The sequence below is a fragment of the Arthrobacter sp. D2-10 genome (assembly GCF_054161285.1).
The window spans coordinates 3,578,603-3,604,677 of the sequence record NZ_CP096431.1 but is presented as its reverse complement, the minus strand read 5'-3'; the positions used below and the strand labels follow the sequence as shown (position 1 = coordinate 3,604,677).

Below are 26,075 nucleotides of genomic sequence, written 5' to 3'. Positions count from 1 at the left end.
CGAGGTAATGGGGCTATACCAGATAACCTAGAGTGGACCCACCCGGCACCTGAAAGTGAGCGAGAAGCTTGTGACGAAAGATTCTGCCACGCGGCGTGAGCAGCCTACGTCGACGATGGGCACATCTCTGGCTATCACAATCGCTGATATTCAACCAGAAGTGTTTTCCAATCCGGTCAACACTGGCATCGTTTCACGTGAAACAGGTGTCGCAGACATTTCGAGCAACTCAGGCTCGAACGTCAGCGCGAAATCGAACAGTACGAAGAATGTGATCGACGTCCTGGACGACAGCACTCCGCTAGCCCGGGAGCTCGCTTCCGAAACACGGCGCCGTGAGAAGCTGTCTGGACGTAAGCTCCCTCGCCCGGCCGAGACCCGGGTGCTCACCGTGAGCAATCAGAAGGGCGGAGTGGGTAAGACCACCACAACGGTCAATCTCGCGGCAGCTTTGGCGTCCGCTGGGTTGAACGTGTTGGTCATCGATATTGACCCACAGGGCAACGCTTCTACCGCCCTTGGCATTGAGCACCACGCCGAAGTCGACAGCATCTACGACGTACTGATCGATGACCTCCCCCTATCCAGCGTTGTGGCGCCCTGCCCGGATGTTCCCAATCTGATCTGTGCGCCTGCCACCATCCATCTGGCTGGTGCGGAGATCGAGCTGGTGTCGCTGGTAGCTCGTGAACAGCGTCTCCGTCGCGCGATTGAACTGTATGCGAAGGATCGCAAGGAGAACGGGCAGGAGCGGCTGGATTACATCTTCATCGATTGTCCGCCGAGCCTCGGGCTGCTGACGGTGAACGCATTCGTTGCTGCCCGCGAGGTGCTGATTCCGATTCAGTGCGAGTATTACGCGCTTGAAGGGCTAAGCCAGCTGCTGAAGAACATAGAGATGATTCAGAAGCACCTCAACGCGGACCTGGTTGTGTCAACCATTCTGCTCACGATGTATGACGGTCGCACTAACCTTGCTGCTCAGGTAGCGGCCGAGGTTCGTGAGCACTTCCCGCATCAGGTATTGAAGGCCGTAGTCCCTCGATCAGTGCGCATATCCGAGGCTCCAAGCTACCAACAGACCGTACTTACGTACGATCCATCCTCCAGCGGCGCGTTGTCATACCTGGAGGCAGCGGCAGAAATCGCCGAGCGCGCCTAGAGCGCCTGCGCTGATAAGCAGGGCGATCACAGTAGACTGGACGCGATATCAATCGCTGCAGTTTGTCTGCTCTCCTTTGAGAGGAACCGTTTCATGCCTGAGAAGCGTAGGGGTCTAGGTCGGGGACTGGGTGCTCTCATTCCGAGCAGCGCAGAGCAGCAAGATGGCTCAGCATCGAACGGTGGCACCAGGGTAGCCGAACGGGGTCGGCCGGTTGACCTCTTCTTTCCCTCGCCTGAGCCGAAAGAGTCGGCTGAGAACGATGATTCTGGCACGCAGGGTGCCCGTGCGCGTACCGCGCCAGGCCGTACTTCCATCAATAAGGATGCGCTGACGGCGCCATCCAAGAGGACCAGTGGACGCGCGCAGGCAGCAGTGAAGCGCGGGCCAGCAACCAAGCCAGCGAAGCACAAGGCCGGCGCAAGCGTCAAAACCGGCGGGAAGACCGCGGCCGATAACGTGCAGGAGGACTCGACAGTAGCGGACGCTGCGGTTCACGAGGTTGCGACTGAACCTGCTGATGATCGTACGCCGTCTACCGCCTCTGTAGAGCTGGCTGCAGATACTCAGACGACACTGGCTGCAGCGTCCGGAGAAGCTACTGACAGCGAAGCAGCACAGGTTTCCGTCGGAGATTCTGGAGGTTCCGTAGACGAGAAGAACGACTCCATCGCGGACGTCTCGGGTGTCGACGTTCCACGTGAAACGCTCAGGGAGGTGCCCGGTGCGCGCTTCGCTGAGCTTCCGATTGACTCGATTCATCCCAACCGGAAGCAGCCGCGTACCGTCTTCGATGAAGACGAGATGGCTGAACTTGTTCACTCTGTTCGAGAGATTGGCGTGCTCCAGCCAGTCGTGGTCCGTGCCTCCTCAGAGGGTGGGGAACATGCCTACGAACTGGTGATGGGTGAGCGTCGTTGGCGCGCGTCGAAGGAAGCTGGCCTGAAAACAGTTCCGGCGATCATTCGAGATACGACTGACGATGACTTGCTTCGCGACGCGCTTCTCGAGAACCTGCACCGCAGTCAACTGAACCCGCTTGAGGAAGCGGCTGCATACCAGCAGCTACTCGAGGATTTTGGATGTTCGCAGGAGGAGCTGGCCGTTCGCATCGGGCGCTCACGCCCTCAGATTTCCAACACGCTGCGTCTCATGAAGCTGCCCCCCCTTGTACAGCGTCGCCTTGCTGCGGGTGTGCTGAGCGCGGGACACGCTCGTGCGCTCCTGGGTCTCTCAGATTCGGCTGAAATGGAGAAGCTTGCGCAGCGCATAGTTGCTGAAGGGTTATCGGTGCGGTCGACGGAAGAGATCGTTGCAATGAGCGACGGCCTCCGGCGTCCGACCAAGCCCTCGAACCCGCGGGCGGGTGCTCGACATGAGCGCCTCGATTACCTCGCCACCTCACTTTCGGACCGGCTCGACACCAACGTGAAGATCACCCTAGGTGCCAAGAAGGGCCGCGTCAGTATCGAGTTCGCAAGTGTTGATGACCTCAATCGCATCATGGGCGTTCTTACTCCCACCTCATAGGCAATGTGGAAAGGCACCGTTTCACGTGAAACGGTGCCTTTCGCTAGATGACCGGGGTAGCAACGTCGCCGGGCCGGTTAGCACAGTCGTCTGATTCATTGCCAGGCCCGACCACACGTCCGAACGAGGCATGCTGTTTGTGGGGTGAAGCTGATCTGGGCGCTACTCCATCGGTCCTTCTTCGATCCGCAAGCGTGGCTGTTCATATGACGCTGTAAGTCCCCCCACCACGAACTCTCTCCAACCGGGAGCACCCGATCTCACAGGCTCGCTGATCGTCCGTCTCAGAGTGTTAGTCAACTGGTGATCCCCTACGCCGAGCGCAATCGAGGCCTGTTTCACGTGAAACGGCCTGTGCGTACTATGTGGGTCGTGTCTGGGGTAAGATTTCGCCAGCCTGTCATAGTCCTCAAGGGGGGATTCCACCAGGCTGTTCATAGGGAGCCGGGAAACGCTCGGCCAGCGCTTGTTTGCTTTCCTAGTTCCTGATCCGCAGCATAGCCGGATGGCACTTCAACCGCGCCTGGACTGAAACAATAGCGGAACGGATGTCGCGCCACTGAGATCCCGCACTTTCATTCACCCTCCAACCGGGGACCCAGGCGCTCGGTGACACGACAGTTCCGGCAGTAGCTCAAGGCGTTTCACGTGAAACGATCGGCGGGCCCAGCACCGTCTCATGGAGGCGCGGTCGCGGTTTGCGCATCGACGTGGTGAGCATTGCAGCGGCGCCAGGACGGCACTGGGCGGGACCCGCCCGATCTCTCGGATCCCCTATCGGCAAGGGCAGTAGCTTTCGTGCGGTCTCTGCGGCTACGTTCAGTACCGGCTCCTCCGCAGCGTTACCTAGTCCTATGTTGGGCCTAGCATGGCCGCACGCTGTAAGTGCCGCCATTATGGGCTCCAGCTCAACTTATAGGTGAGGTTGGTCTGCGAGACTGAAGCGGGCAGCGCACAGGCGCTGCGACCGAGCTTCTGCTTCGCCTCGTTCTAGGTGCTTCACGTGAAACAGCGAACGCCTGCCGCGCACACTTCTGTTAAGCTCCGAGTGCCTTTGAAAAGAAGGGAAAAGAACGAACCAAAGCGCGCTTGAACTAGGGCGGATGCCTGCGTACGGTGCCAACAACCGAGAACAGCGGTTTTCCACTACGTTCCTGCGTGCTGAGGGCCCCCTGCCCATACGCCAGCCAGTGGAGTATCAGCTCGGAGACTGCCGATCAGCTCGTTCTTCGGCACAGGCTGGCTTTCGCCCTTGCTGTTAGCGGTGAAACGCACGTCATATCCGGACTCGCTACCTTAGTACGGTGGAACTACGATACCGGCCCCTCATGTGGCAGGAAGGATTGCTCCTTAGAGCTTAGAGCTTAGAGCTAAGGGTGAAGAGGGAAGAGCGTTCACGTGAAACACCGTGGGGAAAGTAGCAGAGCGCGATCATTCCTGACTGATCAGACAACGCTAATAGAAGTACATAACAACCCGCACTGCGCCGGCTCTTGTGGTCGAGCGTGGTTTCGGAAGGTCGAGCCGTGTACGGAGCGCGCCGTGATCCTCTATGCGCCCACTGGTGACCATTCCTCTCAAGGTGATGTTCAATTTGAGCAGAGGGCTACCTGAACGGTCGGCTCGCTCTTCTCTGGTGTTGATCCTCAGATCGAGCACGTCGCATCAGCGTCCCAACGGTGGTGTTTGCTCGCGCCGGCTTGGCTTTCGGTGTAGTCACACGAACCGCGCCGTCGGCATACAGCCAACATACGGCGTCCCCTTCCAACCGGTGCACAACGTATAGCCCACCCTATGGGCAGCTGTTCTCGTGGACAGTTTCACGTGAAACATCGATAGGGTGGCCCAGGCCTGAGTCACCTACCGCCGGTCCGATGCTTGACGCCAAGCGCCTAGGCATCATCGCTTTGAACCGCTTCCCCGTGACCCAGAGCGCGGACAGGGATTGATCTCGTAACCTGGAGACGACTGGCGGGCACGGGCAAACGTGACCGCACGCCGCCAGTGTCTTCGCGTAACGTCGGCAGTCGTGACCCTCGGGCTGTACCCTTTTCGGGCCTGCCAGCACCGATCAGATTCGGACATCCTAGGAGTAGGATCGCCAGGCTCCGCCTGACACGGAACGAGCCTCCGCCGGGTTCTGAACGCACCTAATGAACGTCCGTAATGTCGGTATTCCCCGCCGTGATCGTCACCTTGTTCCGCGTTGCTTGCATCTAGGGAAGGGCTGCGTGAGGAAGACTTCGTCGATCAGCCCGCCGTAGGCAGGCGTGCTTGTGGGCTCCGGTCGTTTCACGTGGAACGCACTCTTCGGTAGGAGCTTCCTAAACTTCAAGCCTAGTGGCTAACTACTGCGGCAGTGGCAGCAATTTGGATTAGGAAATCCAAAACGCATACGGATCGATGCAGTTCTCTTGCGGACTCTCAGACCGAACGCGCCCACGGCTGTCTTTCACGAGTACTAGAAAACTCGTTCTGGCGTCATTTCTGTATGACCAACGGCCCTTCGTCGAACTCGGCAGCGATCGCTCGTCCTGCAACCCGGCTCGGAGAGCAAGGAGCGTCCTGATGTTTCACGTGAAACCGCACGAAAGGCCGATGAGCACTCATTCCCACACGCGGTACACAAAAGCCGGGTCTCCCAATGGGGGACCCGGCTAATGGAGTAGTCGAAACCTATTTCTACAGGAACTGCGCGAACTCCTGCTCCAGCACCTGCTTCGGCTTCGCACCGATCGAGGTGGCTGCAACTTGGCCATCCTTGAAGACGAACACAGCAGGAATCGACGTAATGCCGTATTTCGCCGCAGTCGCAGGATTGTCATCGACGTTCAGTTTGACGACTTCGATCTTCTCAGCGTGTTCCGCAGCGATATCGTCAAGGATGGGAGAGAGTTTGCGGCAGGGACCGCACCATTCTGCCCAGAAATCAACCAGAACTGGTTTAGCAGCGTTGATAACGTCCGCTTCGAACGATGAATCTGTTACTTCTTTAGCGTTGCTCATACTCTCTACTCCTTCTCGAGGGTTAGACGGTAGCCTTTTCAGACACCTGTTCAGCCAGGGGGGTCGGGACTTCCGCGGCGGTCTCCACAGAATCGCCAAGATCGGCAAGATAATGCTCGACGTCGATGGCCGCGACACATCCCGAACCGGAGGCTGTGATCGCCTGGCGGTAGGTGGGATCAATGACGTCCCCCGCTGCGAAGACGCCCGGGAGTGACGTCTTCGAGGTGCGGCCGAGCACGGCGATGGTGCCCTCCTCGGTCAGCTTCAGCTGATCCTTGACGAGGTCGATTCTGGGATCGTTGCCGATAGCGACAAACACGCCCGTGACAGCGAGTTCGCGGGTCGAGTCATCCACAGTACTGGACAGCGTCAATCCGGTGACCTTGTCGGCGCCGTGAATCGCGGTTACTTCAGCATTCCACTCGAACCGGATCTTTTCGTGAGCCAACGCTCGGTCTTGCATGATGCGGGAGGCCCGAAGTGAATCACGACGGTGTACGACGGTGACCGACCGGGCGAACTTGGTGAGGAAGAGTGCTTCCTCCATAGCGGAGTCGCCGCCTCCGATAACCGCGATGTCCTGGTTCTTGAAGAAGAATCCGTCACACGTTGCGCACCAACTGACGCCGTGTCCGGAGAGCCGCTTCTCGTCTTCGAGTCCAAGCTCCCGGTAGGCCGACCCAGTGGAGATGATGACAGCGCGTGCCCGGAAGGTTTCTCCGGTGCCGATAGTCACGGTCTTGATATCGCCCGAGAGGTCAACCGAGGTGACGTCCTCGAACAGGATTTCAGTTCCGAAGCGGGCTGCCTGCTTCTCAAAGTTCTCCATGAGGTCTGGTCCCATTACCCCCTCAGGGAACCCGGGGTAGTTCTCCACATCGGTCGTGTTCATCAGCTCTCCACCGGCGGTGACTGAACTGGCGATCAGCAGAGGTGAAAGGTTCGCCCGGGCGGTGTATACGGCGGCTGTGTAGCCAGCGGGACCGGATCCGACGATGATGACTTCGCGGATGTCGTCGGACGCTTTACTTCCGACTTGTGTCTCGGTGCTCACGGAATGAAGGAACCTTTCTATCGGTCAGAACGACCAAACCTGATAGTCCGATCGCGATCACTTGCATCAACGACACTCCGACCTGCGTTATTCCGCGAGATCGAAGAGCCAGGCGCAGGCGCTAGGAGATATTGATCTCTGCGATGCGCATACCCCAGGGGTACTGTGCCTGGACGTTTGAGAGGCGGGGCAGCTGCGTGAAGTTCACGATTACATACTGAGCTGTAGGCGGTACACCGTCGACATCCGGCACACTGAAGGTTGCTGATGGACTGGTGAACCCCGACTGTGCCACCTGGGTAGCGCCGTCCAGCGTAGGTTCGTCATTCAGCAACACGGTAAAGCTGCCGCCCGAACTGTTTAGCTGTTCAATCACGATTTCGGAGACGTTTGACGGCTCCTCCAGCTCAACTACCAGCGCCATATTCTGGGCCAGTCCACCGAAGGTCTCGTTCGCATAGACCAGGGTGCCCCAGAAGCTTGCGGGGTTGTCGTCGATGATTGCGGGAAGATCGGCGTCTGTCTGCGAGTTGAGTTCGGGATTGTCCGGTACAAGACGGGTGACATTCACTGCTACCGGCTCCACCAGTTCAGGCTCAGGAGTGGCTGAACTGGACGCAGGAGGCGTTGCGTTCTCACTGGCGGAGGCTTCCGGGCTGCTCTCTGCAGTTCCACTTTCGTTCGCGACCGGTGGGTCGAAGACAGGCCGAAGCTGAGTTACCGCAAGTATGACGGCGGCGACAATGACAATAGCGAGGACGATACCGACCAGCAGCCTGGTGAAGCGTGGATTGTTCTCGCGGTCCTCATCGTCGGCGTAGTCCTCGTACGCGTCGTCGTCGTCGTACTGGGTTGCGCCGGCGGCAGCACCACCGGCCGCAGCCCCCGCGGGAAAGCGGGACGGCGGCCGCCGGGAGGAAGCTTCCTCTGTGCGGTCCTGTTCGTCTTCAGACCAGAGGGAGACCTTCGGGCGCTGATTCTGCTCGTCCGCCGCAATCACACGGGGAGGCGCGCTCGGCGGCGGGGGCACACTGGCGCCGCCGGCGGGGCGGGATGCCGATATGTTCTGGGGAGCGGTGCCAGGCTCTGAGCGAGTTGACCCAGCCGCCGCAGCACCTGCAGCGGCGCCACCTGCCGCTGCACGCCCGAAGCGCGGCATTCTGGCCTTGGGGAGGCGTGAAGGGCGACGCTCCTCCTCGTGGTCATAATGATCGTCGTCGTCGTACGTTTCCGGCTCCGTGGAGCGGGCCACGCCAAAGATCTCCGAACCGAGCGTGTCCGTGAAGAACGGCTCGATGTAGGGTGCGTCCTGCTGGATCACGAGGTCCAGCAGGTCCGCAGCAGGAGCGCGGTTGGTGACGAGGTACGTGCCGGCGTCGGTGATTCCAAGATCGAGCACCTGAATGTTTCCTGGCCGCTCGCCGGTGGCAACTTCTCGCGCACTGGTAGCAACCTGGCCGGCATTGGAGGGCGATGCCACGAGTATGCTTACCGGCCGATTCAATACCTGATCGACGCCGTCCAACACCAGGTCCTTCTCAGCAGAGGACAGTACGTAAGCGGTGACCTTATAGCGGCCGCCCAGTACTGAACCAACATCTACTGCTTCTGGCACGTGTTCCTCCCGGATGTGGATACTTTGTACCAATGCTACCGGTGACTCCCGGGCCGATTTGCGTCTATGCCCCGGTGTCGCCCCCTAGCGCCGTTTGAAGCGAGACAGGAGCGGAGCAAGGAAGTCACTCAGCTCTGTGACTCGCAGGACCTTCAGCATGGTTACGTATACGGCCACCATCAGGGGACCTGCCACCAGAAGTACGACGGCGGCACTGCCGACAGACTGCCACACGAATCCATTGGGCTGGTAGCCACCGAAGAGCCAGAGGATGCCGGCGCCGACAGCGGCTGATACCAGCCCGGCGATGCTAAGCCGCACGTGGACGTCGTAGATGTGTCCGGCCCCGTAGCTCCCGATCTGCCGCACAAGGAAAAAATGACTGACGATGACGGCGATGATGTTGCCGACCGTGAAGCTCAGGGCAAGCATCGGGACGATCAGGGCTGGTTCGAACAGGCTCGCCGTGAGAGCCAGGGCTACCCCTGCCACAGAGAGAATGAGCTGGACCTTGAGCGGGGTGATCGCATCTTCAGCTGCGTAGAACACCCGGTTCATGAAGAAGTTGGCACTGAGGAAGGGTGCACCAACGGCAAGAAGGGTGATGATCAAGGCGTTGAGGGCACCGCCTTCGCGGATGCCTCCGGAGAAGACCATGCCGAGGGGCGCTGCCAGTGCCAGAAGGGCTGCGGCACCGAAGACAGTCGCAACGCCGATGGTCCGCAGGCCAAGCGAAAGAGTTTCCTTCGTGGTTTGCAGATCGTTCTCGGCATGCGCGGCGGCGAGGCGGTTGAACATGACGGTGGCCAGGGAAAGAGCGATCACCGAATGCGGCAGGACGTAGACAAGCGAACCGATATCCAGGTTGGTGAGGCCGGCGATGTAGGTGTCGTCGGGGAGGTCGGTTCGTGCCTCGGTAGCGATGGTGGCAACCCACTGGTTGACCATGTACAGGCCGTTGCCGATCAGCATCGTCACGATGGTGATGGAAGCCAGGCGGCCGGTTTTCCCCAGCCCGACACCGCGCCACCTGAACCTGGGCCGGAGGCCGAGGCGCAGGCGGCGCAGCGGCACGATGAGCACGAGCGCCTGGACGATGATTCCGAGGGTGGTTCCTCCCGCGAGGAGCAGGGTATGCGTGGGCGTCCACGTGTCCGGGGTGTGGCCCGTAGTCCGTTCAGCGCCCATCAGGGTGATGAAGGCGATGAGGAACCCGATGGAGACGATGTTGTTCACCACAGGAGCCCACATGTAGGGACCGAAGGATCCGTTGGCGTTGAGGACCTGTCCGATGATCGAGTACAGGCCGTAGAAGAAAATCTGTGGCAGACACCAGTAGGCAAAGACCGTCGTCAAGGCCAGCGCATCCCCGGATACATTCGTCAGCAGATCCGCAAGGAAGGGCGCCGCCAGTGTGATGAGTACCGTCAGGACGAACAGGACGATGACCGAGAGCGTCATGAGCCGGCTTACGAAGTCCGCTCCACGGTCCTCCTGCTGGCTGGCACGGATGATCTGCGGCACCAGCACCGCATTGAACACACCGCCTGCGATCATCAGGAAGATATAGGTCGGCAGGTTGTTGGCCGCGGGAAAGAGGTCCGACACCGCACCGGCTGTGCCGATCGCCGTTGCGAGGAGCGCCACCCGAACGAGGCCGAGTATGCGCGACACCAGCGTGCCTGCAGCCATGATTGCGCTGGAGCGTGCGGTTGAATCGGTGGGCGGAACTTCGCCCGCCGGGGTGGGACGGCGGCTGGGAACCACGCCCGCATCCTGGACGGGTATTGAGGCGGTGTTGGTATCAGACATCGTTACTCATCGTCTCACCAATACGCTCCCACGCCGGTCACCCGCCGTCGGTGCCCGGGAGGCAACCCACTTACAGGTACTGCGGAAGCACCTCTCGGGCAAGGTCGGCGATCCGACGCTCATTCGGGAACGAGAGCTTGCGGCCAAGATCCGCGAGGGGAACCCACGCCACATCCACGGCCTCATGATCGGGATCGTTCTCGATGGTGAGGTGTCCACCGGTCGAGACCAGCAGGAAGTGATGAACCGTCTTGTGAACGCGGTGCCCGCTGACGGTGAACCAGTAGTCGATGCTGCCCAGCGCTGCAAGGACACGGCCGCGAATGCCTGTTTCCTCTTCGATCTCACGCACCGCTGCCTGCTCGTTGTTCTCCTGGTTTTCCGGGTGCCCCTTGGGCAGGCACCACTCGAGGCGTCCACCCCGGTTCAGACGGGCGATGATCGCGACATTGAGCAGGTCGGTTGACGTGTCGACGACGATTCCGCCGGCCGATACTTCCTCCACTGTCGGAAGCGTCTGGTGGATCATAGGCGCGCTCGTCCGGCCCATTGACGCTGTCAATGGGGTGCGCTTGGGGGCGCTGGGAACGGGTCGGTCCATGTCCCCACTCTAACGACCTTTGCGGGGCGATGATGACGTGACGCCCGGGGCGGACGCGGCGGCGCGGAACGTGCGGCGTGTTGCCGTGCGCGAGCCGACGATTGGGGACGGATGCCCATCCTTGCTTCCCCGTAATGGTGTTTGGGCTGATCTCTGGCACGCTTAAACCACTATGGTGCACCTGTTGGAAAACTCCCCGCTGACCGCCCCGCTTCCGGCGGTGGTCACCGAGCTCGGTCGTCTCTTCGCCGACGCCGGCCACGAACTCTCTCTGGTGGGCGGCCCAGTCCGCGACCTTTTCCTTGGCCGCTCCTCGCCGGACCTGGATTTCACAACGGACGCCGACCCGGACCAGACCATCGCTGTCATTCGCCGCTGGGCTGACGCTTTCTGGGAGATCGGCCGGGAATTCGGCACGATCGGCCTTCGCAAGGACTCGTTCACGATCGAGGTCACCACCTACCGGGCGGAAGCCTACGATCCATCCTCCCGCAAACCCGTGGTGGCGTTCGGTACGAACCTGGAGGATGACCTTCTCCGCCGGGACTTCACGATCAACGCCATGGCGCTCCGGCTTCCCTCGTTGGAACTCGTGGATCCCTACGGCGGCGTCAAGGACCTCCACGCCGGCCTGCTGCGCACCCCGGGTGCGCCGTCGTCGTCGTTCTCTGATGATCCGCTTCGGATGATGCGCGCGGCGAGGTTCGCATCCCAGCTGGGAGTGGAAGTTGCTCCGGAGGTGCGCGAAGCCATGACGGCAATGGCCGATCGCATCACCATCATTTCCGCGGAGCGGGTGCGTGACGAGCTGACGAAGCTAATCAACGGGGCGCACCCCCGCCGCGGGATCGACATCATGGTGACCACCGGGCTGGCCGATCACGTTCTGCCGGAGGTGCCCGCCCTTCGCCTCGAGATGGACGAGCACCACAGGCACAAGGACGTCTACCAGCACTCCCTGACCGTGCTGGAGCAGGCCTGTGAGCTGGAAACCGACGATGACGGTGCGGTGCCGGCTCCCGACTTCGTGCTGCGGTTCGCTGCACTGATGCACGACGTCGGCAAGCCGGCTACGCGGCGCTTCGAATCGTCAGGTGCGGTGAGCTTCCGCCACCACGACGTCGTCGGAGCGAAGCTGACGGCGAAGCGGATGAAGGCGCTTCGCTTCGACAATGACACGATCAAGGCTGTGGCCCGCCTCGTGGAACTGCACATGAGGTTCTACGGATATGGCGAGGCGGGCTGGACTGACTCAGCGGTCCGCCGCTACGTCTCCGACGCCGGCCCCCACCTTGAGCGGCTGCACCGGCTGACGCGCTCGGACGTGACAACCCGCAACCGCCGAAAGGCTGAGCGGCTCGCGTTCGCGTATGACGACCTCGAGGTACGCATTGCTGCGCTCGCCGAGCAGGAAGAACTGGCGGCCATACGGCCAGACCTGGACGGAGAACAGATCATGGCCCTTCTAGGCATCCGGCCGGGTCCCGTCGTGGGGCGGGCCTACCGCTACCTGCTGGAGGAGCGAATGGAGCACGGCCCGCACACCCCGGACGAGGCTGAGGCGAAATTGCGCACCTGGTGGTCCAGCCAGCCCGAAGCCGCCGGGGATGAGTCGTGAGCCAGCCGGGCGCCGCTGCCGCCGACCTCACGCCCGCCGGCACGCCGCTGCCGAACCTTTGGCTCCTGCGACACGGCGAGACCGAGTGGTCGCGGGACGGCAACTACACGGGACTCACGGACCTTCCGCTGACCGAGGGCGGGGAGCAGCAGGCCCGCGACGCCGCCGGCCGGCTGACCGGCGTCGACTTCGACGTGGTCTTCACGTCGCCGCTGCAGCGTGCCCGGCGGACAGCAGAGCTGGCAGGCTTCCCGAACGCGGAAGTACTGCCGCACGCTCATGAATGGGACTACGGCGACAACGAAGGCCGCAACAGCGTGAAGGTGCGCGAGGAGAATCCCGGGTACCTCATCTGGAAGGACGGCGCGCCGAACGGCGAGACGCTCGCCGAGGTGGGAGCTCGCGCCGACAGAATCATCTCCCGCGTCCAGGCGGGCTGCGGAACGCCCGCGGATCAGGATCCGAACGCCGTTCCCGTCCGCAACGCACTTCTGGTCGCGCACGGGCACTTTCTTCGCATTCTCACCGCGCGCTGGCTGGAGTTCGACGCCGTTGAAGGACGGCGCTTCATCCTCGGTACCGCTGCGGTCTGCGCCCTCGGCTGGGACAAGCACACGCCGGCCATCCTGCGTTGGAACATCTAATTCCGCACAGCCTGTGCCCTGCGCGCGCCGTAAGTGATGTGGCGCATCAGCCACTCCATCGGACCCACTGAGACCCGTGAGAGCAGGATCCGGCTGAAAACCAGCTGGGCTGCATAAATAACGACGGCGATGCCTGCGACCGCGGCGGCGGGCAGCTGGTCCGATAGACGCAGCCCGTAGGCCGTGAAGAGGAAGGCCATGATCAGCGATTGCATCAGGTAGTTGGTGAGCGCGATGCGGCCGGCGGGGGCGAGGAAGTCACGGAACCTGCCTCCCGTCGTCGTGCGGAAGAACAGCAGGAGGAGGCTGACATATCCGGCCGTCAGCAAGGGCGCGGTGAGCGTCGAGATCCCGACCGCTAGAACGCTGAACTGCTCAGCGTCCACATAGTTGGTGAGGTAGGCCTGGATCGCCCCGGCGGTGAGGCCAACCGGGAGGGCTACTGACGCCGTCGTCGTGAGAGCGCGGCGGGAAAGCTGCCCTGAGAGGAGTCCAACCCTTCCGGCTGCGAGACCGAGGTAGAACATCGCCAGGGAGAGGGGGCCCTGGAACAGCACGACTCCGGCAACGTTGTTCAGGAAATTGTCGACGTTGGCGAAGAATGCGGAGCCTGGGCTCTGCACGAGCGCGTCTGCGTCGACATCGAAACCCACCGGCGGGAGGCCTACCGAGGCTACGGCGACGAAAAGTCCCACCACCAGAATGGCCGATCCGATGATTCCGATCAGGGCACTGCCCGCGATGACGGCTGTGGATGTCCGGATGGAGTACGTCGCCAGCAGAATGAAGCCCATCAGCGCGTACGTGAGCAGGATGTCTCCGAAGAACAGAAAAGTCCCGTGCAGCAAACCGAGGACAAGCAAGGCGGTCAATCGGCGCGACATCCGCTGAACCGGGGAGGCGGACGCAGCAACGGCCGCTTGCCACTGCAAGACGAAGCTGTATCCGAACAGGAAAGAAAAGAGCAGATAGAACTTTGCTTCGAACAGCGCTGCGACGGTGAACCGAACCGTCACATCGGCAGGAGAGTCGTGAGCGGGGCTGATTTCGCCGGCGAGGGTGAACGGGTCGGCGAAGTACCAGATGTTGACCATGAGGATGCCACCAAGCGCGAAGCTGCGCAGCGCATCCACCTCGCGAAGGCGCTTGGACTCCATCCGTTTGCTCCTCTCGACCCCCAATCAGCCTAACGTTGCGGCATTCTTTGGGGCGCAAAGCGCGGCTTATTCCTGATGGTGAAACTTTTTCAGATAATTCCCAGAAAGAGCTAGGCGAAGGGCCTTCCTTTGCGGTAACTTTGAGAAGTGCCATTGGGAGATCTCAATCTTCCGGTTTTTGCACAGTCCAGGTAAGCGCTAGATAGAAGTGGAGGTGGGATTCGGTGATTAACTTTCTCGGCGGCATGATGGCCGCGCGAACCCGCCCAGCCTCCACCGTCGCTGCGCACTGATTTCCTGCTGAAACTGGCACTTCTCTCCTAATTACTTCTGCGAGAAGTTTCTTTCACTACTTGTGTGCCAGGCGTAGTCCGCCTCTTTTTTCGTGCCCCCTTTACGGGATGTGCTTTTACGCGCCATTTCCACTTCATGCACCACAATTCCAGGAGATATCCATGCCTGCGTCTCAGGTCCTATCTGTCCCCATTTCCACAGAACGCACCGCGACCCAGGTCGACGAACAGCCGCGTTCGCAGGGGGAATTCATCATGTCAGGCAATCTCACCCGCCTCGACGGCAGGGCAGGCGATCCCAGCCCTGAAGCGATCGATTCTGCAGCGGTGATGCCCGACTTCATGCAGCGAAAGGAGGTGTACCTCATGATCAAGAAACTCCGCGAAAGTGTTTCCTTCTGGAAGCGAATACAGGAATTGTCGGTCGATAGCGCCTGGGACAACGCCCAGTCCTACGCCCTGCCACAGCATCACCTGTTCATCAAGTAGCAGCGTCCATGCGGCCGTGTAGCTGCGTCCTGTCGATCCGCGAAGGAGGGTCCGATGCAAGTCATCGATCCCATTCCAGGAGAAGCCCGCGCTTCCCAGCGCGGGCTTCCGCCTTTAACGGAGCTGCAGCCCCAATTCACCGCACCTGTCACGGAATGTAGCGGCTGTTGTGCGCGTTATATGGTCAGAGGTGGTTAGCGGGCAAGAGCAGGTGTGCCCTTAAGTGACGGTGAAGGGAGGGTGCGTGGCCCCCGTGAAGCGCGTTGCGATGCTGTCGCTTCACACATCGCCCTTCGACCAGCCCGGTGGCGGAGACGCCGGCGGGATGAATGTCTATGTCCGGTCAGTGGCGCTCGAACTTGCGAAGGTCGGCATCAACGTCGAAATCTTCACGCGTGCAGCCGCCGACGGGCAGCCCCACATTGAGGAACTTGGCCCGGGTGTCCTGGTGCGCCACCTCATTGCCGGGCCTACTCGACGGGTGCCCAAGGAAGTGCTGCCCCAGCTGTCCGATGACCTAGCGGACGCTATAGCGGACGCCACGGACCTCCTTGCCGACGGGCACTTCGACGTTATCCACTCGCACTATTGGGTGTCCGGGATGGTGGGCCTTACCGTTGCGAAATCACTCAAGTTGCCGCTGGTGCACTCGATGCACACCATGGCAAAGGTAAAGAACCTCAGGCTCCATGCCGGCGGCGTGATGGAACCCGAGTCCCGTATCGCCGGTGAGCACTCCATTGTCGACGGCGCCGACCGCCTCATCGCCAACACGAGTACGGAGGCTGCCGAACTCGAGTCCCTCTACGGAGCCGCCGCCGAAAAGGTCGATATTGTCGCTCCGGGCGTCGACCTCGATGTCTTCCACGCACTGCATCGCCCCGCTTCCCGGGAGCGTCTCCAGTTCCCGGCCGAGGCGTTCCACGTGGTCTTCGCCGGCAGGATTCAGAAACTGAAAGGTCCGCACCTGCTCGTGGAGGCTGCCGCGGATCTGCTCGCGAGGCGCCCTGACATTCCGCTGCAGGTCAGCATTATCGGCTCGGGCAGCGGGCCGGAGGCGCTGGAACTCCAGCCGCTGATCGACCGGCTTGGACTGCACGACGTCGTCCGGCTCTACCCTCCCGTCCTGCCCGCCCAGCTTGCGCACTGGTTCCGTGCAGCCGATGTCGTGGCCATGCCCTCCTACAGCGAGTCCTTTGGTCTGGTTGCCCTGGAAGCCCAGGCCTGCGGTACGCCCGTGCTCGCAGCCAACGTGGGCGGGCTGCCCCAGGCGATCAGCGATGGACGCACCGGCATCCTGGTGGACGGTCACGGTGTCGCCTTGTGGTCGGCCGCCCTGGAGCTCCTGCACGACGACGGCGACATGCGCCGCACGCTCGGCGCCCACGCTGCGGTACACGCGCTTGCCTTCGGGTGGCAGCGCACAGCACTGTTCACAGCGCAGAGTTACCGCACCGCCGTCGAGCAGTATGAGGCCGCTCCCGCCCTCTGAATCGCGAAGGCAGCCCACGTGCGCCGGGTGTGCCTACGATGGAGTGGTGAATGCCGCCGAAGAACTCGCCAGTTATCTCGACTCTGTAGGTATCACCGGTAAGGTTGCCACGCCCCGACAGGACAACCTGCGGCACATGCGGCTGTTCCTTGAGGGCAATGAGCACCTCGAGTTCGGCGTGCGGCTCACACGTGAGTGGACGTTCGACGAGGTGTTCGACCTGATGCACGAGCGCGTCGGCACCAGCGCCGACCCTGCGCTGCTCGAGGGTCAGGACACCATCGACGCCGGTAAGTGCGTTGCGGCGCTCGACCGTTTCGCGGACCGGTTGGGGGATGCTGTTCGCGCGAAGGATCGCATTCTGTTCGCTACCGGCCATCCCGCCGGCCTGCTGCCCGTTCATGCTGCGCTCGCTTCCGCCGCTGAGCGGGGCGGAGCCACAGTGGTGCGGGTGCCGGAAGGCCAACCGTTCCGGGACGGTGACATTCGGCAGCTCTTCGGCGTCCTGGCATGGCACCAGTACGGCGGACTCGTCCACACCCATTACCCGGAGCCGATGAGGCTCAGCCTCGAATTGTTGGCCTCGCAGGGTGCGCTGCCGCCACAGCTGGTGGTGGCCGATCACGGCTGGGCCGGACATGCCGCGTCCGAAGGAATACCGACCCTGGGGTTTGCCGACTGCAACGATCCCGGCCTGTTTGTCTCCGAAGCGCAGGGACAGCTCGAGGTTGCGGTTCCCCTGGACGACAATCTGTGTCCAGGGCTCTATGAGCCGATGACCCGATACATTCTCGAGCGGGCGGGATTGTCCTGACTGATGGCGACGAACGCATGTGATGCGCGGCATAACCGTCGCTCGCCCCGCTGGTAGATTGGTCGTGAGCTCACACCCGAGCCGCCCATAGTCCTGCCAGCACCCCGGAAGGATTCAGACGATGACGTCTATCCACGCCCCAGTGTCCGACCTCGACATTGCACGAGCCGCCCGCATGCGCCCCATCGAGGACATTGCAGCGACGGCGGGTATTCCTGCTGAGGCGTTGGAGTTGTACGGGCGGTACAAGGCGAAGATCGATCCCGCGCGATTACCTCTCGTCCCGGGCAAGGCGCCGGGGAGGGTGGTGCTGGTGAGCGCCATGAGCCCCACGCCAGCCGGGGAGGGCAAGTCCACCTGCACGGTGGGACTAGCTGACTCCCTGGCGAGGGCAGGTCAACGCGTGATGGTTGCGCTCCGTGAACCTTCCCTGGGTCCGGTGATGGGTATGAAGGGCGGCGCCACCGGGGGCGGCTACTCGCAGGTCCTGCCGATGGAGGACATCAACCTCCACTTCACCGGCGACTTTCACGCAATCACCAGTGCCAACAACACCCTGATGGCTCTGGTGGACAACTCGATCTACCAGGGCAATCCCCTCAATATCGATCCCCGCAGAATCACGTTCAAACGCGTGCTCGATGTCAACGACCGCGCGCTGCGGGAGGTGGTGATCGGACTCGGGGGTCCCGCGCAGGGGATCCCGCGCCAGGACGGGTTCGACATCACGGTGGCCTCCGAGGTCATGGCAGTGTTCTGTCTCGCGACCGACCTTGCCGACCTGAAGCGACGGCTCGCCGCGATGACTGTCGGCTACACGTATGACAGGAAACCCGTGACCGTGGCGGACCTCGGGGTTGAGGGTGCCCTGGCGCTCCTGCTGAAAGACGCGATCAAACCAAACCTCGTGCAAACAATCGCCGGCACGCCCGCGCTGGTACACGGTGGGCCGTTCGCCAACATTGCGCACGGCTGCAACTCGGTCATTGCCACCCGGACAGCCCGGGAGATGGCGGACGTTGTCGTAACCGAGGCCGGGTTCGGTGCTGACCTTGGCGCTGAGAAGTTCATGGATATCAAGGCGAGGTCGGCGGATGTGGCGCCGGACGCCGTCGTACTTGTGGCGACCATCCGCGCGCTGAAGATGCACGGAGGCGTGGCGAAGGATGATCTACGGGCGCCGAATGTCCCGGCGCTTGAGCGCGGAGTGGTCAACCTGCAGCGGCATGTGACGAACGTGCTGAAGTTCGGAATCACGCCCGTGGTGGCGATCAACAAGTTCGCTACGGACTCCGATGAGGAACTGGCCTGGCTGTTGCAGTGGTGTGCCGGCAAAGGTATCAGTGCTGCCGTTGCGGACATCTGGGGTGAGGGCGGCGGCGGTCCCGGCGGAGATGAGCTCGCCGCGAAAGTCCTGGAGGCCCTGGAGGCCCCCCGGTCGTTCCGTCACCTCTATCCTTTGGACCTTCCGGTGGACCAGAAGATCCGCACGGTGGCCCAGGAAATCTACGGGGCCTGTGACGTTGAATTCGCTCCTGCAGCGTTGCGCCGCCTGGCGGAGATCCGCGCCAACGGGTGGGACCGGCTGCCGGTCTGCATGGCGAAGACGCAGTACTCCTTCTCCGATGACGCCACTCTGCTGGGTGCGCCCGAGGGCTTCACTCTCCATGTGCGCGACCTGATGCCGAAGACCGGCGCCGGGTTCATCGTGGCCCTCACGGGCGCCGTCATGACCATGCCCGGACTGCCCAGGGAGCCGGGCGCCCTGCGCATGGACGTCGACGACGACGGCGGCGCAGTAGGTCTGTTCTGAGTAGCACCGTCTCCGGCTCCATCCCGTCGGTACCTCACCGCGCGAACCTGACGAAAGGACTTTGAGTGAAGGCGCTCTATAAAGCCGGTTCCCAGGCCGGTTTTGACCTCGTCGACAGACCGGAGCCCGTCCCCGGTATCGGGGAGGTGAAGATCCGCGTGCTGACCACGGGAATCTGCGGAACAGACCTTCACATCGAGTCATGGGACGCGTGGGCGGCTGGGATCATCCGGGCACCGCTGATTCCGGGTCATGAGTTTTACGGCGAGGTGGTTGAGCTTGGTGACGGTGTCCACGATGTGCGGGTGGGAGACCGGGTATCCGGTGAGGGCCACATTGTGTGCGGTATCTGCCGCAACTGCCGGGCCGGACGCCGTCAGATGTGTATCAGGACCGTCAGCGTCGGTGTGCAGCGTGACGGCGCCTTTGCTGAATTCGTGGTCCTTCCCGAAACCAACGTCTGGGTGCACCACGACGGCGTGACGCCCGAGTTGGGTGCGGTTTTCGACCCGTTTGGGAACGCTGTTCACACCGCGTTGAGCTTCCCCCTGGTCGGCGAGGACATTCTCATCACCGGCGCAGGACCCATCGGGCTGATGGCCATTGCCGTAGCCCGTCATGCGGGTGCCCGCAATATCGCGATCACGGACGTCTCTGCGCCGCGCCTTGATCTCGCCAGATCCATTGGGGTCGATCTCGCCGTCGATGTGAGCAGGATGAGGATCACGGAGGCGCAGCGGGAACTGCACATGGTGGAAGGCTTCGACGTCGGGCTTGAGATGTCCGGACACCCCACTGCATTGCCCGAGATGATCGACAACATGAACCACGGCGGCCGGATTGCGATGCTTGGGCTGCCCGCGCAGGACATCACCATCGACTGGGGGAAGGTCGTCACGCACATGCTCACCCTGAAGGGCGTGTACGGGCGGGAGATGTTCGAAACCTGGTATGCGATGAGCGCCATGCTGCAGTCCAATCATCGGCTGCGTGATGCTGTGGCGAGTGTAGTGACGGACGTGCTGCCGGCGTCGGACTGGCAGAAAGGTTTCACGATCGCGCGCAATGGGCGCAGCGGCAAAGTCGTACTCGACTGGTCGTCAATTTAGGGAGTTGGGAATGTTTGCTTCAGTCAAGGATCAGTTGCAGTCAGAGCTGCAGGAGATTCGGGATGCCGGTCTGTACAAGCGGGAAAGGACCATCTCGTCTCCGCAGTCCAGCGCGATCCGAGCCGCCCTCGGGAACGGTGAAGGAGCGCGGGTTCTGAACTTTTGCGCCAACAACTACCTCGGCCTTGCCGATCACCCCTCGATCATCGAATCCGCGAAAGGCGCGCTCGACGACCGCGGCTTCGGCATGGCGTCGGTGCGTTTCATCTGTGGAACCCAGGACCTGCACCTGGCGCTCGAACAGCGGGTCTCCCGGTTCCTCGGGACCGATGACACCATTCTCTTCAGTTCCTGCTTCGATGCGAACGGCGGAGTGTTCGAATCACTGCTGGGCGCTGACGACGCCGTGATCTCCGATGCCCTGAACCACGCCTCAATCATCGACGGGATCCGGCTGAGCAAGGCGCAGCGGTTCCGCTACGCGAACCGCGATATGGCGGATCTGGAAGCGAAGCTGCAGGAAGCCTCCGGCGCCCGCCGCCGGCTCGTCGTCACCGACGGTGTCTTCTCGATGGACGGTTACCTTGCTCCGCTGCAGGAGATCTGCGACCTCGCAGAGCGGTACGACGCCATGGTGATGGTGGACGACTCACACGCCGTCGGATTCATGGGCACCACCGGCGCCGGAACACCCGAGCATGCCGGTGTATCCGATCGCGTCGACATCTATACCGGTACCTTCGGTAAAGCCCTCGGTGGAGCATCAGGCGGCTATGTGTCCGGACGCCGCGAGATCGTTGAACTGCTCCGGCAGCGAGCGCGGCCGTACCTGTTCTCCAACTCGCTCGCCCCGTCGATTGTCGCAGCCACTCTGACGGCGCTGGACCTGGTGCAAAACAGCGCGGATCTTCGCGCGCTGCTGAGCGAGAACGCGGCGCTGTTCCGGAGGCGGATGACCGAGGAGGGCTTCGACCTGCTGGAGGGCGAGCATCCCATCATCCCGGTCATGTTCGGTGACGCGGCTGTGGCCGCCCGGGTGGCCGACAACATGCTGGAGCATGGTGTCTACGTGGTCGCGTTCAGCTACCCGGTGGTACCCAGGGGCGCGGCGCGTATTCGCGTCCAACTTTCGGCCGCACACAGCGCCGAGGATGTTGAGGCGTGTGTTTCGGCCTTTGTGACGGCCCGTCAGGCGGTGGTCCAGCGGTAACGTCGTGAACGTCCTTCCAACAGACGCCCCGGGGCGACACACTTCAGTGGGTGACGTCATACATCGCTGCGGAGATGGTCAATGCCTACACTGACGAGGATCACCCAGCCTGAAGGAGTCCTATGCCGTTCGACGCGGGCCGCCGAGCCTTCATTCTGGCCGGTCTTGGTATGACGCTGGCGGGATGCGCGGCAAAGGCGCCGCAGACCCTGCCGACCGAGAGCACGTCCCCCGCACTGACGCCCTCTACGGCGCCGTCACCGACACCACGACCCACACTCACGAGTCCGCCGCCGAAGCCGGAGCCGGCGCTGCCTACACGGGACGAGATCATCTCTACTTTCTCAGGTCTCGCTCCCCAGCACTGGGGGCTGGATGTCCCCGGAGTGGCCAGTCGTCTGCCCACAACTGCCGGAGGCGCTGCTCTGACCCTCGATTACTGCGGAGGGCCGGGAGGAAGCCAGACAGACCATACGATCCTGGATCTCCTGCGCCAACACCAGGTACCGGCCACACTGTTCCTCAACGCTCGGTGGATTGCCGGTAACCCGGGTCTGGCGAAGGAGCTGGCGGGCGATCCGCTGTTCGAAATCGCCAACCATGGCACGCAACATCTTCCGTTGAGCGTGAACGGACAGAGCGCCTACGGCATACCCGGTACAACCGGACCGGGCGAGGTATACGACGAGATCATGCAGAACACCGAGGTAATCTCCGAACTCGCCGGCAAGCCGCCGCGCTTCTTTCGGTCCGGGACCGCCCATTTGGACGACGTAGCCTCCCAGATCTGCCTTGCCCTCGGCCAGACTCCGACCGGATTCAGCATCAACGGCGATGCGGGAGCGACGCTTTCGGCGCAGGCGGTCACGCAGGAAGTGACCAGGGCTCAACAGGGTGACATCATCATCGCTCACGGCAACCAGCCGGCGGCGGGCACGGGCGCAGGGCTCGCGGCGGCAATCCAGTTCCTTCAGACCGAGTTCGTTGCACTGGAGTCGCTCAAACACCCGGTGTAGGCCACTTCATTCGCCCGCCGGTGACAATGGACGGGAAGTGCCTATGCCGGCGTCTTACGTGGCCGAACGAGGACCTTCGGTGCCTTTGACCGAGGTCGGACTGCGAGATACAGGGCGCCCGCGGTCAGGAGTACCAGGGCAGCGACGACGACCGCGGTGGCCGGGTCATCAGCCAATAGCAGTGGTATTGCGCGCCCGGGCACGGTGGCCGCGAAGACGAAGGCAACAGCGATCCCGATATAGCTGCCGATCATGTTCGCCCGGTGGGCCACGATGTTGCGGCGGATGGCGGATACCAGACCGAGCGTCACGGTGACGATGGTGAACGCAGAGAGGCCGTGTAGCCAGCTGAACTGCCCGTCGGAGACGATCCAGAAGCTGCTGATGCAGACGAAGTACATCGCGGCTATCCACGTATATCCGATGATTCGATGTGTCCGGTCGCGGCGTCGCCGGAAGATATTGATCGGCCCGAGCACCAGTACGTAAAGCGCCGCGATCACGTGGGCGGTTATCAGCGGGCTCCAGTCCATGCCTATAAGATAGGCGCACTATCCTATGAATGTATATCTGGATAGTTGCTGCCGATCTACTATCCGGTGAGGAGCACCCGATGCAGCTGAACGAACTGAGCGCCGCAACGGGTGTCAGCACGGCAAGCATCAAGTTCTACCTCCGCGAAGGTCTCCTGCCCCGCGGAGACGAGATTCATCCCACCCGAGCCGAGTATGGCCCCAGGCACACCGAACGTCTTGAGTTGATCACCGGGCTTCGATCGGTCGTGGGGCTTCGGATTGACCAAATCCGGTCCCTGATCGGGCTGATCGACGATCCTGCCGTCACCCGGCTCGAACTGCTCGGCAGGACCCAGGCAATGGTATTGGGAGCACCGCCGCAGACCCTGCCCGATCTTCCGCTCGTCAGGGAACTGCTGGACGCATATTCCTGGCCGGACGTACCAACTGACGCACGCGCGGTGCTCAATGGAACGCTTCGCGAAATGGAGGCGATGGGACTGTCGGTGAGCGCCGACGTCGTACTGGGTTACGCACGCGCAGCAGATCAGGTGGCGAAGCAGGACCTGGGAGTGGTGTTCGACGAGAAGTCCCGGGACAGGACGGTGCTCGCCGTGGCGGTGGGTGTGCGTGCCTATGGCAAGTTGCTGCTGAGTCTGGTGGCACTGGCGCAGGCGTCGCGCAGCATTCAGCGTCTCGGCGGTGAGGAATCCACATGACCCTACGCGGGCTGTTCAGGGTCGCGGCGCCGCCACCATTACGGTACCGGTCAGAGACACCGCAAGGATGACCCCGGTCGCGAGCAGGCCAAGCAGAACCGGTCGGTGGCCCACTCGCAGCAGGCTCCGCAAGTGCACGCCGACACCGAGCGCGAACATCGCTGCGGCGAGCATGAACGTCTGCACAAGCTGCGCCAGTTCCAGAGCACCTGGAGGAAGGGCGCTGACGCTGCGCATCAGCATTGCCCCGACAAATCCCAGTATGAACAGGGGGACTACGGGCGGCAGCGAAGCACCGGTCCGCGGGTCCGTCCGGCGCTGGTACATCGTGATTCCGGCGATGATCGGGGCCAGCGTCAGCACCCGGGCGAGCTTGACCGTGACGGCTACGGCCAGTGCCGTGCCGCCAACAGCTTCGCCCGCCGCGACTACCTGCGCTACCTCGTGGGTCGACGCACCTATCCAGATCCCGAGAGCCCTGTCGGATAGTCCCAGAAGTTCCCCGAGGAAGGGGACGGCGGGGATCATGAGGGTCCCGAAGAGTACTACGAGCCCGATGGCGGTCGCGACGTCTGTTTTGCGGGCTCCGGCCGCGCTCTCCGTCGCCGATACGGCGGCCGCGCCGCAGATTGAGAATCCGGACGCGATCAGTAGGCGCTGGGAAGGCGCGACCCCCAGAAGCTTGCCGAACCAGACGGTAGCTGCGAAGGTCACCCCAACCGATGCGAGAACGATCAACAGCACACCCGGGCCAAGCCCGAGAACCGCCGAGAACGGTAGCTGGAGTCCCAGCAGCACGATGCCGCCCCGCAGAAGGTGTTTGGCGCTTACGGCGATTCCCTGGAAGAAGATCGCCGGCATGGGTAGGACATTGCCCAGTACTGCGCCGAGCAGGATGGCTATCAGGAGGGGGCTGGCACCCGGGATCACGTTGCTTCCCAGCCACGACAGGGCAGCAGCGGCAAGGCAGAATGCGAGGCCGGGAAGTATGGGCAGCAGACGCCCCGAGCGATTGCTCATGTCAACAATCTCTCACGCATCGCGGGCCGCACTAGCCAAATCCTCCTGTGAACACGAAACGCTCCCGGCATGACCGGGAGCGTTTCGTCGAAGGAGCGTCGTTTAGCGCTCAACCTCGCCGCGGATGAAGGCTTCAACCTTCTCGCGGGCGATGTCATCGTTGTACTGCTCCGGCGGCGACTTCATAAAGTAGCTCGACGCCGACAGGATGGGGCCGCCGATCCCGCGGTCTGCGGCAATCTTCGCTGCGCGGATTGCATCGATGATCACGCCGGCCGAGTTCGGGGAATCCCAAACTTCCAGCTTGTACTCGAGCGACACCGGAGCGTCTCCGAAGTTGCGACCTTCAAGCCGGACGAAAGCCCACTTGCGGTCGTCGAGCCAGGCGACGTAATCGGATGGACCGATGTGGACGTCGTCGGCGTGAAGTTCGGCTTCCACATTGGAGGTGACAGCCTGCGTCTTGGAAATCTTCTTGGACTCGAGGCGATCCCGCTCAAGCATGTTCTTGAAGTCCATGTTGCCGCCGACGTTGAGCTGGTATGTGCGGTCCAGCGTCACTCCACGGTCTTCGAAAAGCTTCGCCATGACGCGGTGCGTAATGGTTGCGCCGATCTGGCTCTTGATGTCATCGCCCACGATGGGGACACCGGCTTCGGTGAACTTATCGGCCCACTCCTTGGTGCCGGCGATGAAGACCGGCAGGGCGTTGACGAATGCGACACCGGCATCGATGGCGCACTGGGCGTAGAACTTCGCAGCCGCTTCGGATCCAACAGGGAGGTAGCACACCATGACGTCGACCTGCGAAGCCTTGAGCTCGGCCACAACGTCAACAGGCTCGGCGTCGGACTCCACGATGGTCTCGCGGTAGTACTTGCCCAGACCGTCCAGGGTGTGGCCGCGCTGCACCTTGACGCCCGTTGCCGGCACATCCGCGATCTTGATGGTGTTGTTTTCACTGGCACCGATCGCATCAGCAAGATCCAGGCCGACCTTCTTGCCATCAACATCGAAGGCAGAGACGAACTGGACGTCGCCGACGTGGTACTTGCCGAATTCCACGTGCATCAAGCCCGGGATGGTGGCCGTTGCATCCGCATCCTTGTAATACTGCACACCCTGTACAAGTGATGCCGCACAGTTTCCGACACCGACAATTGCTACCCGAATGGGGTTAGTTCCCACTGTTCTCCTCTTTACGCGCATTCTGAACCGCTCAGACTGAGGTTATGTTGCCTTTGCCCGCGGCGAAATCCACAGCTCACACAGTCTACTTGTTATTGCCAACACGCGTTGTGGCTCGCGCATTCCGTCGCTGTCCAATGGGAACGGGCGAAGCGGCACATCGCGGGGAGGCGCCGTCGTCGTAGCGGTTCGCTA

21 protein-coding genes are annotated in these 26,075 nt (G+C 62.2%); 12 read left to right on the top strand and 9 right to left on the bottom strand.

All coding sequences use genetic code 11. The annotated features are described in order from the left end of the window. Positions 1–55 precede the first annotated feature (55 nt). Both M1D74_RS16870 and M1D74_RS16865 read left to right on the top strand, forming a co-directional pair. Positions 56–1,162, top strand: a complete 1,107-nt coding sequence (locus M1D74_RS16870; protein WP_309070434.1) for a ParA family protein — start codon at positions 56–58, stop codon at positions 1,160–1,162. 93 nt (positions 1,163–1,255) lie between these two features. Beyond that, the gene (locus M1D74_RS16865; RefSeq protein ID WP_458116094.1) at positions 1,256–2,692 is read left to right on the top strand and encodes a ParB/RepB/Spo0J family partition protein; all 1,437 of its coding nucleotides are present in this window, start codon (positions 1,256–1,258) and stop codon (positions 2,690–2,692) included. 2,682 nt (positions 2,693–5,374) lie between these two features. Here M1D74_RS16865 and trxA read toward each other — a convergent pair. From trxA to M1D74_RS16840, 5 genes are all read right to left on the bottom strand, one after another. Continuing rightward, entirely contained in the window at positions 5,375–5,698 is a 324-nt protein-coding gene (gene trxA / locus M1D74_RS16860; protein WP_309123997.1) for a thioredoxin, read from the bottom strand. A 22-nt stretch (positions 5,699–5,720) separates the two neighbouring features. Further along, complete coding sequence (trxB, locus tag M1D74_RS16855) at positions 5,721–6,755, bottom strand: thioredoxin-disulfide reductase (RefSeq protein WP_309072731.1); 1,035 nt, start codon at positions 6,753–6,755, stop codon at positions 5,721–5,723. Positions 6,756–6,876: 121 nt separating this feature from the next. Then, positions 6,877–8,370: an ABC transporter substrate-binding protein gene (locus M1D74_RS16850; RefSeq protein WP_458116093.1), complete on the bottom strand. Its 1,494-nt coding sequence runs from the start codon at positions 8,368–8,370 to the stop codon at positions 6,877–6,879. An 84-nt stretch (positions 8,371–8,454) separates the two neighbouring features. Further along, positions 8,455–10,182 carry a murein biosynthesis integral membrane protein MurJ gene (murJ, locus tag M1D74_RS16845; protein ID WP_458116092.1) on the bottom strand — a complete coding sequence of 576 codons (1,728 nt, stop codon included), beginning with the start codon at positions 10,180–10,182 and terminating at the stop codon, positions 8,455–8,457. Between the two features lie 70 nt (positions 10,183–10,252). After that, positions 10,253–10,732 (bottom strand): NUDIX hydrolase, encoded by a 480-nt coding sequence (locus M1D74_RS16840; RefSeq protein WP_309070384.1) that lies wholly within the window; start codon positions 10,730–10,732, stop codon positions 10,253–10,255. A gap of 223 nt (positions 10,733–10,955) precedes the next feature. On the opposite strand from M1D74_RS16840, the gene M1D74_RS16835 reads away from it, so the two are divergent. Next, the gene (locus M1D74_RS16835) at positions 10,956–12,401 is read left to right on the top strand and encodes a CCA tRNA nucleotidyltransferase (RefSeq protein WP_458116091.1); all 1,446 of its coding nucleotides are present in this window, start codon (positions 10,956–10,958) and stop codon (positions 12,399–12,401) included. Then, the gene (locus tag M1D74_RS16830; protein WP_309070336.1) at positions 12,398–13,045 is read left to right on the top strand and encodes a histidine phosphatase family protein; all 648 of its coding nucleotides are present in this window, start codon (positions 12,398–12,400) and stop codon (positions 13,043–13,045) included. The genes M1D74_RS16835 and M1D74_RS16830 overlap by 4 nt, the downstream gene beginning before the upstream one ends. On the opposite strand, the gene M1D74_RS16825 is transcribed toward M1D74_RS16830, so the two are convergent. Then, positions 13,042–14,202, bottom strand: a complete 1,161-nt coding sequence (locus M1D74_RS16825; RefSeq protein WP_458116090.1) for a DUF418 domain-containing protein — start codon at positions 14,200–14,202, stop codon at positions 13,042–13,044. The genes M1D74_RS16830 and M1D74_RS16825 overlap by 4 nt on opposite strands. A gap of 455 nt (positions 14,203–14,657) precedes the next feature. On the opposite strand from M1D74_RS16825, the gene M1D74_RS16820 reads away from it, so the two are divergent. The 7 genes from M1D74_RS16820 to M1D74_RS16790 all read left to right on the top strand — a co-directional run bounded on the left by M1D74_RS16820 (position 14,658) and on the right by M1D74_RS16790 (position 22,438). Then, on the top strand, positions 14,658–14,984 hold the full coding sequence (locus M1D74_RS16820) for a hypothetical protein (RefSeq protein ID WP_309070339.1): 327 nt from the start codon (positions 14,658–14,660) through the stop codon (positions 14,982–14,984). A 244-nt stretch (positions 14,985–15,228) separates the two neighbouring features. After that, the gene (mshA, locus tag M1D74_RS16815) at positions 15,229–16,476 is read left to right on the top strand and encodes a D-inositol-3-phosphate glycosyltransferase (protein ID WP_458116089.1); all 1,248 of its coding nucleotides are present in this window, start codon (positions 15,229–15,231) and stop codon (positions 16,474–16,476) included. A 46-nt stretch (positions 16,477–16,522) separates the two neighbouring features. Further along, positions 16,523–17,290, top strand: a complete 768-nt coding sequence (locus M1D74_RS16810; protein ID WP_458116088.1) for a phosphatase — start codon at positions 16,523–16,525, stop codon at positions 17,288–17,290. A 121-nt stretch (positions 17,291–17,411) separates the two neighbouring features. Further along, positions 17,412–19,103 carry a formate--tetrahydrofolate ligase gene (locus M1D74_RS16805; RefSeq protein ID WP_458116087.1) on the top strand — a complete coding sequence of 564 codons (1,692 nt, stop codon included), beginning with the start codon at positions 17,412–17,414 and terminating at the stop codon, positions 19,101–19,103. Between the two features lie 65 nt (positions 19,104–19,168). After that, a complete protein-coding gene (gene tdh / locus M1D74_RS16800; protein ID WP_458116086.1) occupies positions 19,169–20,212 on the top strand; it encodes an L-threonine 3-dehydrogenase in 1,044 nt (347 codons plus the stop codon). Positions 20,213–20,222: 10 nt separating this feature from the next. Next, the gene (locus M1D74_RS16795) at positions 20,223–21,422 is read left to right on the top strand and encodes a glycine C-acetyltransferase (RefSeq protein WP_458116085.1); all 1,200 of its coding nucleotides are present in this window, start codon (positions 20,223–20,225) and stop codon (positions 21,420–21,422) included. Between the two features lie 122 nt (positions 21,423–21,544). Then, complete coding sequence (locus M1D74_RS16790; RefSeq protein WP_458116084.1) at positions 21,545–22,438, top strand: polysaccharide deacetylase family protein; 894 nt, start codon at positions 21,545–21,547, stop codon at positions 22,436–22,438. A 41-nt stretch (positions 22,439–22,479) separates the two neighbouring features. Here the strand turns inward: M1D74_RS16790 and M1D74_RS16785 are convergent, their stop codons facing one another. Further along, positions 22,480–22,971, bottom strand: coding sequence for a DUF2306 domain-containing protein (locus tag M1D74_RS16785; protein WP_458116083.1), 492 nt, complete (start codon positions 22,969–22,971; stop codon positions 22,480–22,482). Between the two features lie 80 nt (positions 22,972–23,051). On the opposite strand from M1D74_RS16785, the gene M1D74_RS16780 reads away from it, so the two are divergent. Then, positions 23,052–23,672 (top strand): MerR family transcriptional regulator, encoded by a 621-nt coding sequence (locus M1D74_RS16780; protein WP_458116082.1) that lies wholly within the window; start codon positions 23,052–23,054, stop codon positions 23,670–23,672. A 15-nt stretch (positions 23,673–23,687) separates the two neighbouring features. Here M1D74_RS16780 and M1D74_RS16775 read toward each other — a convergent pair whose 3' ends face one another. Continuing rightward, positions 23,688–24,692: a YeiH family protein gene (locus M1D74_RS16775; protein WP_458116081.1), complete on the bottom strand. Its 1,005-nt coding sequence runs from the start codon at positions 24,690–24,692 to the stop codon at positions 23,688–23,690. A gap of 102 nt (positions 24,693–24,794) precedes the next feature. Then, entirely contained in the window at positions 24,795–25,880 is a 1,086-nt protein-coding gene (locus tag M1D74_RS16770; RefSeq protein WP_309070349.1) for an inositol-3-phosphate synthase, read from the bottom strand. Between the last annotated feature and the right edge of the window lie 195 nt (positions 25,881–26,075).